Origin of the sequence: Bartonella sp. MR30HLJHH (assembly GCF_042194195.1) — a bacterium.
GTDB lineage: Bacteria > Pseudomonadota > Alphaproteobacteria > Rhizobiales > Rhizobiaceae > Bartonella > Bartonella grahamii.
The window spans coordinates 120856-133946 of record NZ_JBHIMO010000006.1; the positions used below are offsets into that span (position 1 = coordinate 120856).

Below are 13091 nucleotides of genomic sequence, written 5' to 3' on the forward strand. Positions count from 1 at the left end.
GAATGGGGATTATGTAAAACTCCCCGTAAGTTTATAAAAATCTTCCCAAAGTATATAAACTCCACTATGCGCTACCATCTTTACATTTATGAACGAAAGCTGCAAATATCATAAGATTTTCTCATTTTAACTTCTTTTATAATGAATCAATCAAAACCATGTTTTTTGTATGTTACAGGCGGAATTAGCGTCTGTGGATAAAAAATAAAGCAAGGATATGCTTCTGTCTCAAGTGTCAAGAGTTGTCACAAATTGAAGGTAGGTACAAGTGTGTAATGGTGCTGGTTTGCTTCTTCACAAGCGTAAAGATGATAGCGCACAGTGGGGCTGCTATTATTATTCATGGGCCGTTGTTGCGAAATGGGCTTGGGTGCTTTAAAAATGTTTTTTAAGAAAGCTCGTGAATGGCAATCCATGTATATTCCGTTTAGGACATTTTGTTTTATGTGAGGGGGGTGAGCCCAAAAATACACGAGCTAAATAAAGGCATGAGGCAATAGGTAATCTCCATTATTTTAAAGACATTACTTTAGATGTCTTTAAAAGTCGTAAAGCTGAATTAAAAGGAAATGGCAAAGATGAAAACTGGTTTCTACCCTTAAAATTTCATATTCTTCCCAAATTAGACGGTTTTCCTGTTTAGAGATTATACAAACAGAGAAGCGCAATGCCTTTGCCTCCATTTGGCATACAAAAGCTATAACAGTTGAGAAAGTACTAAACTGTCTTAACATTTGCTTCAAACATACTGCTGCGTTAGGTTTGGATGTTGATTTATAGGCAAAACCAAAAGCACACGCTCTCTTAAGAAAATAACGTCATAAAACACAAAATTTTCCAGCAATAAATTGGAGAGAAGTGTCAGTTTTTTATCAGACACTTTGCGAAACAACAACCATAACACAACTAGCTTTACGTCTACTTATCCTTACAGGTGTTTGCACAAATTCTCTTCGTCATATTTATAAAGATCAAATTGACGATAATATATGGACAATTCGTGGCTCGAGAATATGAAAGGTTTACGTGATACTACAACAAAATTTCGTGTCCTTTTATCATCAGAAGCAATAAAAATGCTAGAACAAGCGCGTTTGCTATTTTGCAATATTTCTTTTTCTACAATTGGTTGTGGTTTTCTGACAGCAAATTGTATGGCGCAATATGTAATGTGTAAGAAAACCATTCTGATTGATTGAATATAAGAGGGCTTGAGATGAATGAATGTTTGGGGGGCATTAAATAAGCGAAAGATGAATTATCATTATAAATTAAGAGATTATTTTTATAGTATAGATGATTAGCTTCAATTTAATAAACCAATTTCACGCATTTTCATTAAAATTATGTGATTAATTTTACCTGTTACAGGAAGATCAAACATTTTTTGAAACTGTTTTAAGGCTTCTATTGTCTTTTGATCTTCTATTCCTGTGACAATAACCTCCTCATTCCCAAAAATATGTAAAGCTTTTTGCACTTGTATAATATCTTCGACAGAAGGCTCTGAAATAGCTTCTTTTAAGTGCGTCATATTTTTTGTTTCTATTTCGCTCTGCTTAATTAATATAGCAATTTCATCTGTTGCGGAATTAGATAGAACATTCTTTTGCTTTCTCTGAGCAGTTTGTTGTTTCCATAAAGTGATGGCTCGGCGTGTTTTAGGTCCTTCCAGTCCATCTAAAGGTCCATCATAAAGTCCTAATTTTGCTAGTTCTTTTTGCTTTTCCAGCATGCTTGCTGATTGAGGGGGTAAAGGTGAATTTGTATGGTGATGACTTGGAGAATGTACAGAAGTTACACGAGAGAGTTCTTGTGATTTTGCTTCTTTTTCCGATAAAGTAGAGCTCTTCCCTATACTTTGAACGGAGGAAAATTTCATTTGAGTTAAAATATTTTGATGCGTTGTCATTTGCGAAAATAAAGCATTAAATGAAATAAATAAAAAACTAATGCTAAAAAGAAGAGATCCAACAAAAAATAAAGTATTTTTTCGTGTATAGAAATAAAGAGTTTTTGCTATCCAAAAAATAAAATGAAAAATTATAAGAAGAAGTGTTATAACAATACTACTATAGTATTTACGGTGTTTTACAGTTTTTTTTCGGGGCGTCTTTCGTTTTGTTGTCATCATTTTTATTTTCAGTTGCGTTTATGTTTCACAAAGAAACGAATGCAAATTAGTTCTTACTTTTCGCTAGAGAGAAATGCATTTACATTATTGTTTTTTCCTTTCAAACTCCTAGAATAAGCAGCTTCATTCTATCAATGTATAAGTTGATCAATCAACAAGAGCTCTTATCAATTTTTATTAATTTCAGATTTTACAAATCTTTCAATATGTATAAAGAGAACATCGAATGATTAACGTTCAAGCGCATTTTAGTGTTTGCAAACTGCATTATCACATATAATCATCTCAATAATAATATCACGTTATTCTTCATTTTTGGCGCAGATGTTTGCCTATCATTTAAAAACAAGTTAGAGACTATTTTTCTATAACGTTAAAAAGATAAGAGTCATTATATTCTTTACAATTTACATATATAGGGTTACTTTTCTGTAAACGGTTTGGTAAGAATACTGGTCTCTTAAGGTTATTATATTTTAGTGGAGCTACTTTTGTATCAATTAAATTGATGTTTACAATGTTATAGAAAAACTTGTCTTGAGATCTTGAGATGGAGTTATAAGAGATGAAGCTATTGTTTGATCTTTTGATCGACATATTGATCATGTTGGTGATGTTCTAGTAAAAATTTTATAGATAATATAAATATTTTATCACTACTAGAGTCAGAATAACAGAGTCTGACTCTTTTTAGCCTTTTCAACTAAGCTAAGATGATGAACTACTATTTAAAATAAGTATGTACACAATATGGAAAAGAAATTGGACTCTGTGTTTAATCCTTATCTCATTGCTACACTTTCTTGTGGAATAAAAGATTATAAATGTGGGGGGTACATTTCTTAACTCTTATGCACGATCATGGTTATATCTCTCACTTTTTATCATGGTATGTTCATTAATATGATCAGCCTGTAAGTGTATAATTGAGATGTTAAATTTTTACTGAATAGACAATGTATCCCATTTTATACAGCGGCATTGTGCCATATTTATAAAAAAGCCAATGATATAGATCCAATAAATGAATACTCAATTTTATAAAAAACAAATTTTATAAATTGTTTGTAAAGAAACAGTGTATAGAATGCTTCTTTTATTGTATTTACCACTGCGGTATATTGATTGCCCATGATACGTTTTTTAATCAAATTATCATTTTTTTTATTTTTTATTTTTGTCATTATTTCATTTTTTGTAGCAAATCCAAGCAGTGAGCATTCTTCTCGCCCCAAAAATAATGAGGCAACAACGAGCGATGTGATTATTGCTTTTAAGGAAGCTTTAAATGACCTAGGAGCATTTTGTGACCGTAATATAGAAACCTGCAAAGTAGGAAAATCCTTTTTAAGTTCACTTGGCGAACGCGCATATTACGGTGCAAGAGTTGCTTATGAATATTTAGGGAACATATTAGGGAACAACAATAATATCAGAGATTTCCCCTAATGTTTCTTGCAAAATCGCAATACAAGAGTTCTTACAAAACCATACAATGTTATCTTGAAATAAGGATTTTTAACGTTCTTCGTGTTCTTTATGTTAGGAAGAATAAATATTTATTTTTTATAAGTGTATTTAAGAATGACTATTCAAACGAAACAGGACTAAAATAATGGCGGAAACAATCGATAATATCATAGAGAACTTTTCGCTTTTGGATAATTGGGAAGATCGTTACCGTTATGTCATTGAGCTTGGCCATGAATTGCCACCTTTTCCGGAAAGCGCTCGAAACGATGCTCACAAAGTTCCTGGTTGTGTTAGCCAAGTATGGCTTTTATCTTCACGTAATAACTCAGAAGATCCAATATTGACGTTTCAAGGTGATTCCGATGCTCATATTGTACGTGGACTCATTTACATACTTCTTGCTTTTTATTCAGGCAAAAAAGCTTCTGAAATTCGCAATTCTGATGCTCAAGAGCTCTTTGAAAAACTTGGTTTAAATGAAAATCTTACACCACAACGATCAAATGGTCTGAAATCAATGATTAAACGAATTCGTAACGAAAGCTATGTATAATACCCTTGATAGAAATTGCTATATACAAAAGCTTCACACAAAACATGTATACTAAAATCAACTTTATACACGAAACCATTTTTTCGCAAAATGAGATTATTTAGTTTTTTTCCGTTTACTTTTGCGTCCAAGACCCATTTCTTTGGCCAAAGCTGATCGTGTTTTTGCATAATTAGGCGCCACCATAGGATAAGAACTATCTAACTGCCATTTTTCACGATATTCCTCTGGCAACATTCCATAATGTGTCATGAGATGACGTTTTAGAGATTTAAATTTTTTTCCATCTTCAAGGCAAATGAGATAATCAGGAAATACTGAACGCTTTGGATTAACGGCAGGCCTTTGTTTTTCAACTTCGACTTCTGTTAACTCTAGATTCCCTGCTTTACGAAAAGCAGCATGGACATCAGCAATTAAACTTGGCACTTCAGTCGGTCGAATAGAATTATTACTCACGTAGGCAGCAACAATATCAGCAACCAATGTAATAACTAAATTGCTTTCAGTCTCTAAGACTGCACGATGTTCCATTCTTGTTTCCTTTAATTTAAAATTGAGTAATTCAAAATCGAGATATAGTGCATATACTCACGATATAAAAATCTCATGCACATGAGTTTCATATTGTACAAAAATCTTTTTTGTCAATTCAATTATTCTATAAAATTGCCAAAACACAAAAAAATCAAATAAATACCCTTTTTTCGTCATAATATACAATAAGAAAAACGGAATTATTACATGGTAAAATATATCTTTATCCTATAGAATATCATACATAGTACATAATACATCACAAATATAAAAAAATATAGGATAAAATTTATTTATTTTTTTGAGAACGTAAAAATAAAATTATTAATTATAAAAATATAATATATAAATTAGCATTTTTTGTTTTGAATACTTATAATGTAGCAAGTTTCTTTTTAATAAATTTAAATTTATTTTCATTGTTTATATTTACTAAATTTAATAATAAAGAACACACTATATTATAAATATGACACATATAGAATTACTTATAATATATAACTATTTATTAAAATGACATAGAATATTTTTATGTTTTATACATTAATGAAAATAATTTAAATATATTTATTATTATTCTATAAAATTATAAGATTATACTGTTTCAAAAAAAATCAATTCTTTTTCTCATAGTTTAATTGTCTTACCAGTCACTTTCATTATAAAAGTGGTATTATATCCCTAGAAAACAATAGCTGTGATATGTAATGGACAGAAAGGTATTAGTTTAAAAATTATCATGGCGCCATTTTTACAAGTGGATAGAACTTGTAGATTTTTACACTTGCATCAATATTTACACTTGCATCAATAATTATGATTCTAACATATAAACGAAGCTGTTAACATATTTTAATATAGGATTGTGTATGACCCGCACTTTTGCAATTCCTCCCAAAGCATCTAGAATCACTCATAAGGAAATATATCATGGTATTTTTCGTGATGATCCCTATCATTGGCTACGTGCGTCTAACTGGCAAGATGTTTTTAAAAATCCTAACTGTCTTGATCCAAATATTCGACATTATCTTGAAAAAGAAAATGCTTATCAATCAGCTCAAATGGCTGATACAAAACCATTACGAGATTTGCTTTTTACCGAAATGAAAAACAGGATCCAAGAGAATGATAGTTCTGTTCCTATAAAACATGGTCCTTTTGCTTACGGATTCTCTTATGTTACCGGAGGTCAACAACCGCATTATTTTCGGACACCAAGGAATGGCGGAGAAAAAAACGTTTACCTTAACGGTGATGCCTTGGCAGAAGGCAAAGAATATTTCAAATTTGGTTCAGTTCAAGAATCTCCTGACCATACACATGTGGTATGGACCTATGATGACAAAGGATCAGAATTCTATACAGCTAAAATTCGTAATCTTGAGACATTGTCTGACTGTATGGATACAATTACTGATACATCTGGTCAAATTGTATGGGATGCTAAATCTGAAGGTTTTTTCTATACTAAAATGGATAAAAATCACCGACCTTCAGAGCTCTATTATCACCGATTAAACACTGATCAATCACAAGATAAGCTTATTTTTCGCGAAGACAACCCAGGTTTTTTCTTAGATGTAAGCGGCTCTAAGCTTAATGATATTATTTATATTAATATTCATGATCATGAAACATCAGAGATCTGGTTGATTCCTGCTGAGGCGCCTTTTACCACTCCCCAATGTGTACGGAAACGACAAAAAGGTATTGAATATTCACTTACAGAAGGTGGTGATGTCTTTTATATTCTGACCAATCTAGATAATGCAAAAGATTTCAAAATTATGGTAGCGCCATATACATCTCCACAATCAGAAAATTGGTCTGAGTTTGTCCCACATCAGCTTGGGTGCCTAATATTATCCCATGATGCTTATCAAGATTTTCTTGTCTGGATCGAACGTTTTGAGGGGCTTCCACGTATAAAAGTAATGGAACGTACCACGAAACAAGTTAATTCCATTGCTTTTACTGAAGAGGCTTATTCTTTAGGTCTACAAGGGGTTGCAGAATATAACAGTCCAACTATTCGTTTTTTCTATTCGTCTATGACAACACCTGATCAAGTGTTTGATTATGAGATGAAAAGTCGTAAACGAATGCTTTTAAAAACGCAAATAATTCCCTCTGGGCATAATAAAGATGCATATGTAACACGACGTATTACAGCAATAGCAGACGATGGTGAGAAGATTCCTATTTCACTTTTTTATCACAAAAACACTCCTCTTGATGGTGGTGCGCCTTGTCTTCTTTACGGTTATGGTGCTTATGGGATCTCTATTCCTGCCAGTTTCAATAGTAATGTACTTTCTCTAGTAAACAGAGGTTTTATTTACGCGATTGCTCATATTCGCGGAGGAAAAGAAAAGGGAGTAGAATGGTATGAGAAAGGAAAACATCTCTTTAAGCACAATACATTTACAGATTTTATTGCTTGTGGACGTTACCTTGTAAACAATAAATTCACTTCTCACGACCGGCTTATTGCTTATGGTGGTTCAGCAGGGGGGATGTTGATGGGAGCCATTGCCAATATAGCTCCACAGGATTTTGCTGGAATCGTAGCGAATGTGCCTTTTGTTGATGTCTTAGCGACAATGTTAGATGCTTCATTGCCACTCACACCTCCAGAATGGGCCGAATGGGGGAATCCTCTTGAATCAGAAGAAGATTATAAGCTTATTGCTTCCTATTCACCCTACGATAATGTCAAAGCTCAAAACTATCCCCCTATACTTGTGATGGCAGGATTAACAGATCCTCGTGTAACTTACTGGGAGCCTGCAAAATGGGTAGCAAAATTACGAGACTTAAAAACAGACGATAATGCAATTTTATTACGTATTAATATGGATTCGGGGCACGCTGGTGCAGCTGGACGTTTTTCAAAGCTAGAAGAAGTTGCCTATATCTATGCATATATTCTCAAGATAGCAGGAAAAGGCTGTTGCTAATCCACAATATCTTTGTTTGAAAGTCCCCGATAATTTATTGGATTATAGGGACTTTCGTACACTAAAAAAATTATCTAGATAGCTTAAAATTCACATTCTTCATAAAGTTTCAAAACATAGTCCCAATTAATTAAATGGTCTACAAAGGATTCGAGGTACTTCGGTCGAGCATTGCGATAATCAATGTAATAGGAATGTTCCCACACATCGACACCCAAAATAGGTCGAGCATTGTGAATTAAGGGATTTTCGCCATTAGGCGTTTTCATAATTTCAAGCTTGCCATCTTTAACAGCAACCCATGCCCATCCAGAACCAAATTGGGCACTAGCAGCAGCAATAAAATCAGTGCGGAATTTGTCGTAACCACCTAGATCAGCGTCAATAGCTTTTGCTAACTTTTCAGGAAGTTTTTGACCACCACCATCTTTTTTCATCCAAAGCCAAAAGTGGTTATGATTGTAATACTGTGCTGCATTATTAAACAAACCAATATTTTTTCCAAAACTTTTTTTAACAATATCTTCAAGGCTTTCATTTTCTAAGCCTAACTCTTTCATAAAATTATTGGTATTGTTAAGATAAGCGAGGTGATGCTTATCATGATGATATTCAAGCGTTTCGCGTGACATATAAGGTGAAAGGGCATCGTAATCATAAGGCAACGGGGGCAATTCAAAAGCCATTAAAAATCTCCTCGATTCTAATTGTTAAGCTTATTTCATAAGTCTAATTTGCCATTTACAGAATTGAAAAGCAAATGTTGAATACCTATTTGTGTGGAATTAATTTTAATATTTCTCTTTTTGTAAAAGGAGCTTTTAGGAAATGTATGCCAATCAATCAAAAAAGGCATTGGTCTATATAAAGATTGTTTCTGAAGATTTTTTACATCTATGAACCGATAAAAATATCATTATTTTTTGAATAAAAAGTAAATAGAAATAGCTATTATCCCTCGTTCTTATATCTTTATTTTTTCAAATACCAGATAAAATATTTTTAATTTTTGCAAAACTCTTCTAACCTATTTAGGTGTGTCATAGTGTTTGCAATAGAATATTTAAGTGTTATTTTTAGGAGATATTTTTCAATGTGCTTGATTTCATTTTATGGCGCTATTCATGAATAATATAATGTAAAAACCAGTGGACATTATCATCTTTACGCTTAATGAAAGAGCACAGCAACTATCACACACTTTACCAGTTCCCAATATGGTGACAGCTTTTATCTTAATGAAGCAAGATGAGATTGGAATATATCAAGAAAAGTAAATCATATGCTAATTTATTAGATACATGAGTAAACTACGAGATTTTCATTTTCTGTTCCTAAAAAATCAATACAAAGAGCAAAATAATTGGTGGATAAATGGTTTCTACTTGTTTTAAAAGCACAATTGTGTATCAGTTCCTGCTACGAATTTGTATCGATGCAATACCATACAAGATTCAGAGACTTTATGATAAAAAAGTAAGGATGATAAAAAAGTAAGGTCTTTGATTTTCAGATATTGCGTCCAATCACAGGAATCGCTATAAGGTGCAAGAGTCGCTATAAAGCGTGTTTTTTTGGGGTATAGCCAAGCGGTAAGGCACCGGTTTTTGGTACCGGCATTCCCTGGTTCGAATCCAGGTACCCCAGCCAATGTTTAGTAAAATCAATAGGTTATATAAAAGTTCGGGAATTTTGATTCCGTTGATTCTTTTAACTTATTTTCTACCTATCCCTAACTTTTTTATAGCTTATACCCAATCATTTTATCTAGATAACTGGATTTGCTAGCAGGGCACTTGACTCTTATTTTTATTGATCGTATAGTGACGATATACGATAAGGGGCGGTAATGGCAATTGTGAGTTTCAAACATAAGGGCTTAAAATTATTTTATACAACAGGTTCCACAAAAGCTATTCAATCAGATCACGTGAAAAAATTACGCGTTATCTTGACGGCTTTAACAAGTGCTACGACGCCTGAAATGTTGAAAGCGCCTGCCTTTAAAATGCATCCTCTTAAAGGTGAACTTACAGGATACTATTCTATATGGGTGAATGGAAATTGGCGTGTTACTTTTCGCTTTATAGGAACAGATGTGGAGCTTGTTGATTATCAAGATTACCATTGATGAAAGGAACGAAAACAAATGATGCATAACCCCGCACATCCGGGCGAAGTTCTAAAAGTAGCTTTCTTAGAAGAAATGGGGATAACAATACAAAAGTTAGCTGATCATCTCCATATGACAAGAGCTTCTCTATCAAGAGTGATTAACGGACATGCCTCTATGAGTACCGAACTTGCAGTGAAATTAGAATTAGCTGGTTTTAGTAAAGCAAAATTTTGGCTGGATATGCAAACGAATTATAATTTATGGCAAACAATGCAACAGACACAACCACCTATTTCTCCTCTGGTTTCTGATGCACCTCAAATGCCGCATTAATTTCATTCATAATTTTGACGGGGCTTTAGTTTGTTTTTTAGCAGCCACTCATTGTCCTAACTTTTTTGAAGTTTTTTGATTGCTTCTATTGCAAGTCGTTTTCTGTCGGCTGTTTTGGTATAGAGGGATGCCATGTTATCTTCTGTCCAGCCAAAAAGCGCTTTCATTTGCGAAACTGTCGCACCAGCATTGGCTGCACGTGTTGCTGCTAATTTTCGCAATCCGTGCGCTGATTTTTTAATACCTGCTGCATTACAAGCTTTACGAAACAGATTACCAAAACTTTCTTTGGTTAGTTTTTTACCTTCTTTACCGCAAATAAATGTTTCATCTCCAATAGGTCCAATTTTAAGTGTTTCTGCAAGTTCAGGCAAAATCGGGAGAAAAACATCTGTTTTAAATTGGCTCTTTTCTGTTTTTAAATGAATAATATTATCTGTTGTGATATCTTTCCAGCCGATACGAACGGCATCACCACGACGTAAACCTGTATATAAAAGGACGTCAATCCATACACGTTCATGTGTACCATGTGACCAACGGTAATAATATTTATCAATATCTTCTTCTAACCATGGTATGAATCCTTCTGCGTTAAAGGATTTTGGCGGCTTTATATTAAAAGCAGGATTTCTATTTAAAAGATCGTTATCAACTGCCCAATTGAAAAGACCATTTAAAGCCGTTAAAAAATGTCTTGCCGCCGCGGGAGTCTCTCGTCTTCTTTCTACTGCGTCAAGAATGTGTTGTTTGTTTATGCTTTTATATGCACGATCACCGATATGTTTAGAAACATTATTCAGAATTCGATATTTAACTTTTTTAGTAGATTCTGATTGATTATGCCATTGCATGCTTTGTAAATACTGATGCAACAACCAATCGAAAGACCCTTCTGTGAGTCTGGTACGCCTCTTTGTTTTGGAGGAGCCATTTTGCGCTTGTTTAATAGCCAGCGTATAATTGTCAACAAATTCTTGCGTTCCATAGGTTCCTTCAATCCGAAACCGTGGTCCATGACCAATACGTACATACCATATAACTTTACCATGGCGTGTACGTTCACGAACAAGATGCGGTGGACGGCGTTTTGGCATGGCTAAAACTTTATACCGTCGACAGAGGGGCAGCTTTTGCTGGTCTCGTAGTCTTCTTGTTCATTTTCAAGCGGTGGAAAATCGTCAATGCTATAAGTATTATCTGTCGTTGTTGGTGTTATGGTTTTATTGATATGAATTAATAATTCTCCTGTAGGTTTGATTTCTATGAGTTCACATCCTTGTTTTTTAGCTTCTCTTAAAGCACGAGCAATAGCTGGTTGCGTGATAGTAGGTGGGCGGTGTGGCATGTTTATTCCCCTTCATTTTAGATGTAATTCTCCCGTGGCGTGAATCACGCTGGTGTTAAAAGTTGTTTGTGTGGTTAGAAAGGGACGTCGTCCCCTGTTAAGTTTTCTGTCTTTTCCTTGTAAACAATTTTGTAATCGGCATAAATTTGTGCGTCGCCATAAATTCTTGGATTACCATCAATAATTGCATATTTGTAAATTTGTGCGTCCCCAAAAATATCCCCCCCATATACTTTTGCGTTATCATAAACTTGTGCATTGCCATAAACGCGTGCAAAATAAGCAACTTTCGCGTTACCAAACACTTTAGCGCTGTCGTAAACTTCGGCACCACAATAAACCATAGCTTCATTACTAACCCAACAGTCGGCTTCATGACTTAGGTTGTCCTCATCCTCTATAAAGCCCCCAAGGTTACCTTTCTTGACGCCACCAAAATCTCTTAATGCTCTAATTCGGTGAAGCGTAAATCCATCAACATTAATTGTTTCATCAGTAAGTTCGTATTTTCTCATCGGGTCTTTTCTCCAGTTGATATGGCGTTATAGTCATCAACGTGTGCGCTACGGTAAACTTCTGCATCACCGTAAACTTTTGCTTCTCCGTAGATTTCTGCCTTATCGTAAACACGTGCTTCATCGAAAACGCGTGCATCATCGTAAACTTTTGCACGCCCATGAACACGTGCATTGCCAAAAACCAAGGCATCACCAAAAACCTTGGCATAACCGTAAACCTCTGCATTATGGGAAACGCTTGCCTCACCGTAAACTTCTGCATGATCATAAATTTTAGCATCACCATAAATCCTTGCACTATCGCACACATCTCCGTTTTTAACTTTTGCATTGCCATAAACTTCTGCCTTATCGGAAACATATGCATAACCGTAAACATGTGCATTTTCTAAAACTTTTGCATAATCGTAAACGCGTGCATAACCGTAAACCTCTGCCTTATCGTAAACACGTGCTTCATCGAAAACGCGTGCACAATCGTAAACCTCTGCTCTGCCGTAAACGCATGCATAACCGTAAACTTTTGCTTCTCCATAAATTTCTGCCCTACCGTAAACGCGCGCTTCATCGTAAACGCGTGCGCTCTCGTAAACATGTGCATTATCGGAAACTTTTGCTTCATCGAAAACAAGTGCATTGCCATAAACACGGGCATCTCCAAAAACACAAGCCTTATACCAAATCCAACAATTGCCCTCATGGGATAAGTTGCCTTCATGCTCTATAAGACCGCCTAGGTCGTCTGCTTTAATACCACCAAAGTCTCGTAAGGCACGAATGCGGTGGAGAGTTTTGCCATCAACCTCCGTTGTTTCATCAGTCAGTTCGTATTTCTTTTCCATGGTTTATTTCCTTGATTTGCGCACAATCCACCCGTAGCGTGAAGCACGCATGTGTTGAAAGTTGTTAGGAAAGGGTGGGGGTGCTGGGAGGAGAGAGCACCCCCATAGGTTTAAGCGGCTTTTGCCAAAATCTTTTGCATCTCTTGTTCTATTTCCCCTAAAAAGATTTCGACCGCTTTATTGATCTCTTCAATGTATTTCTCATCACGGAGGACGCGTTTGACTTTCATTCTCAAACCAGTAGATTTGCCTACAAAGTTTGGATTATAGCTAA

General features: G+C 34.7%; 11 protein-coding genes, 1 tRNA gene and 3 pseudogenes. 7 read left to right on the forward strand and 8 right to left on the reverse strand.

All coding sequences use genetic code 11. The features are described 5' to 3' along the window. Positions 1-268: 268 nt before the first annotated feature. Positions 269-1169, forward strand: a pseudogene (locus ACFIKR_RS05350) (tyrosine-type recombinase/integrase); the annotation flags it as partial. 137 nt (positions 1170-1306) lie between these two features. Here the strand turns inward: ACFIKR_RS05350 and ACFIKR_RS05355 are convergent. Continuing rightward, on the reverse strand, positions 1307-2131 hold the full coding sequence (locus ACFIKR_RS05355) for a peptidoglycan-binding protein (RefSeq protein ID WP_375659135.1): 825 nt from the start codon (positions 2129-2131) through the stop codon (positions 1307-1309). A gap of 1134 nt (positions 2132-3265) precedes the next feature. Between ACFIKR_RS05355 and ACFIKR_RS05360 the strand changes: the two are divergent. Next, a pseudogene (locus ACFIKR_RS05360) lies at positions 3266-3641 on the forward strand (DUF5330 domain-containing protein). 108 nt (positions 3642-3749) lie between these two features. Next, complete coding sequence (locus ACFIKR_RS05365; protein ID WP_375659129.1) at positions 3750-4160, forward strand: SufE family protein; 411 nt, start codon at positions 3750-3752, stop codon at positions 4158-4160. A gap of 96 nt (positions 4161-4256) precedes the next feature. Here ACFIKR_RS05365 and ACFIKR_RS05370 read toward each other — a convergent pair whose 3' ends face one another. Continuing rightward, complete coding sequence (locus ACFIKR_RS05370; protein ID WP_012754848.1) at positions 4257-4694, reverse strand: MucR family transcriptional regulator; 438 nt, start codon at positions 4692-4694, stop codon at positions 4257-4259. An 872-nt stretch (positions 4695-5566) separates the two neighbouring features. Between ACFIKR_RS05370 and ACFIKR_RS05375 the strand changes: the two genes are divergently transcribed. Further along, a complete protein-coding gene (locus ACFIKR_RS05375) occupies positions 5567-7660 on the forward strand; it encodes a S9 family peptidase (RefSeq protein WP_375659130.1) in 2094 nt (697 codons plus the stop codon). An 83-nt stretch (positions 7661-7743) separates the two neighbouring features. On the opposite strand, the gene ACFIKR_RS05380 is transcribed toward ACFIKR_RS05375, so the two are convergent. Continuing rightward, positions 7744-8346, reverse strand: coding sequence for a superoxide dismutase (locus ACFIKR_RS05380; protein ID WP_375659131.1), 603 nt, complete (start codon positions 8344-8346; stop codon positions 7744-7746). A gap of 889 nt (positions 8347-9235) precedes the next feature. Here ACFIKR_RS05380 and ACFIKR_RS05385 point away from each other — a divergent pair. From ACFIKR_RS05385 to ACFIKR_RS05395, 3 genes are all read left to right on the forward strand, one after another. Then, a tRNA-Gln gene (locus tag ACFIKR_RS05385) sits at positions 9236-9310 on the forward strand. A 199-nt stretch (positions 9311-9509) separates the two neighbouring features. Then, complete coding sequence (locus tag ACFIKR_RS05390; protein ID WP_004865366.1) at positions 9510-9791, forward strand: type II toxin-antitoxin system RelE/ParE family toxin; 282 nt, start codon at positions 9510-9512, stop codon at positions 9789-9791. A gap of 18 nt (positions 9792-9809) precedes the next feature. Beyond that, positions 9810-10109 carry a HigA family addiction module antitoxin gene (locus ACFIKR_RS05395; RefSeq protein WP_026500666.1) on the forward strand — a complete coding sequence of 100 codons (300 nt, stop codon included), beginning with the start codon at positions 9810-9812 and terminating at the stop codon, positions 10107-10109. A gap of 56 nt (positions 10110-10165) precedes the next feature. Here ACFIKR_RS05395 and ACFIKR_RS05400 read toward each other — a convergent pair whose 3' ends face one another. The 5 genes and pseudogenes from ACFIKR_RS05400 to ACFIKR_RS05420 all read right to left on the reverse strand — a co-directional run. Continuing rightward, positions 10166-11206: a tyrosine-type recombinase/integrase gene (locus tag ACFIKR_RS05400; protein WP_375652851.1), complete on the reverse strand. Its 1041-nt coding sequence runs from the start codon at positions 11204-11206 to the stop codon at positions 10166-10168. A 2-nt stretch (positions 11207-11208) separates the two neighbouring features. Then, a complete protein-coding gene (locus ACFIKR_RS05405; protein WP_015857131.1) occupies positions 11209-11457 on the reverse strand; it encodes a hypothetical protein in 249 nt (82 codons plus the stop codon). A 74-nt stretch (positions 11458-11531) separates the two neighbouring features. Beyond that, positions 11532-11972: a hypothetical protein gene (locus ACFIKR_RS05410; RefSeq protein ID WP_375647218.1), complete on the reverse strand. Its 441-nt coding sequence runs from the start codon at positions 11970-11972 to the stop codon at positions 11532-11534. After that, positions 11969-12817 (reverse strand): hypothetical protein, encoded by an 849-nt coding sequence (locus ACFIKR_RS05415; RefSeq protein WP_375659132.1) that lies wholly within the window; start codon positions 12815-12817, stop codon positions 11969-11971. The genes ACFIKR_RS05410 and ACFIKR_RS05415 overlap by 4 nt, the downstream gene beginning before the upstream one ends. Positions 12818-12927: 110 nt before the next feature. Then, positions 12928-13091: pseudogene (locus tag ACFIKR_RS05420) on the reverse strand (exonuclease); the annotation flags it as partial.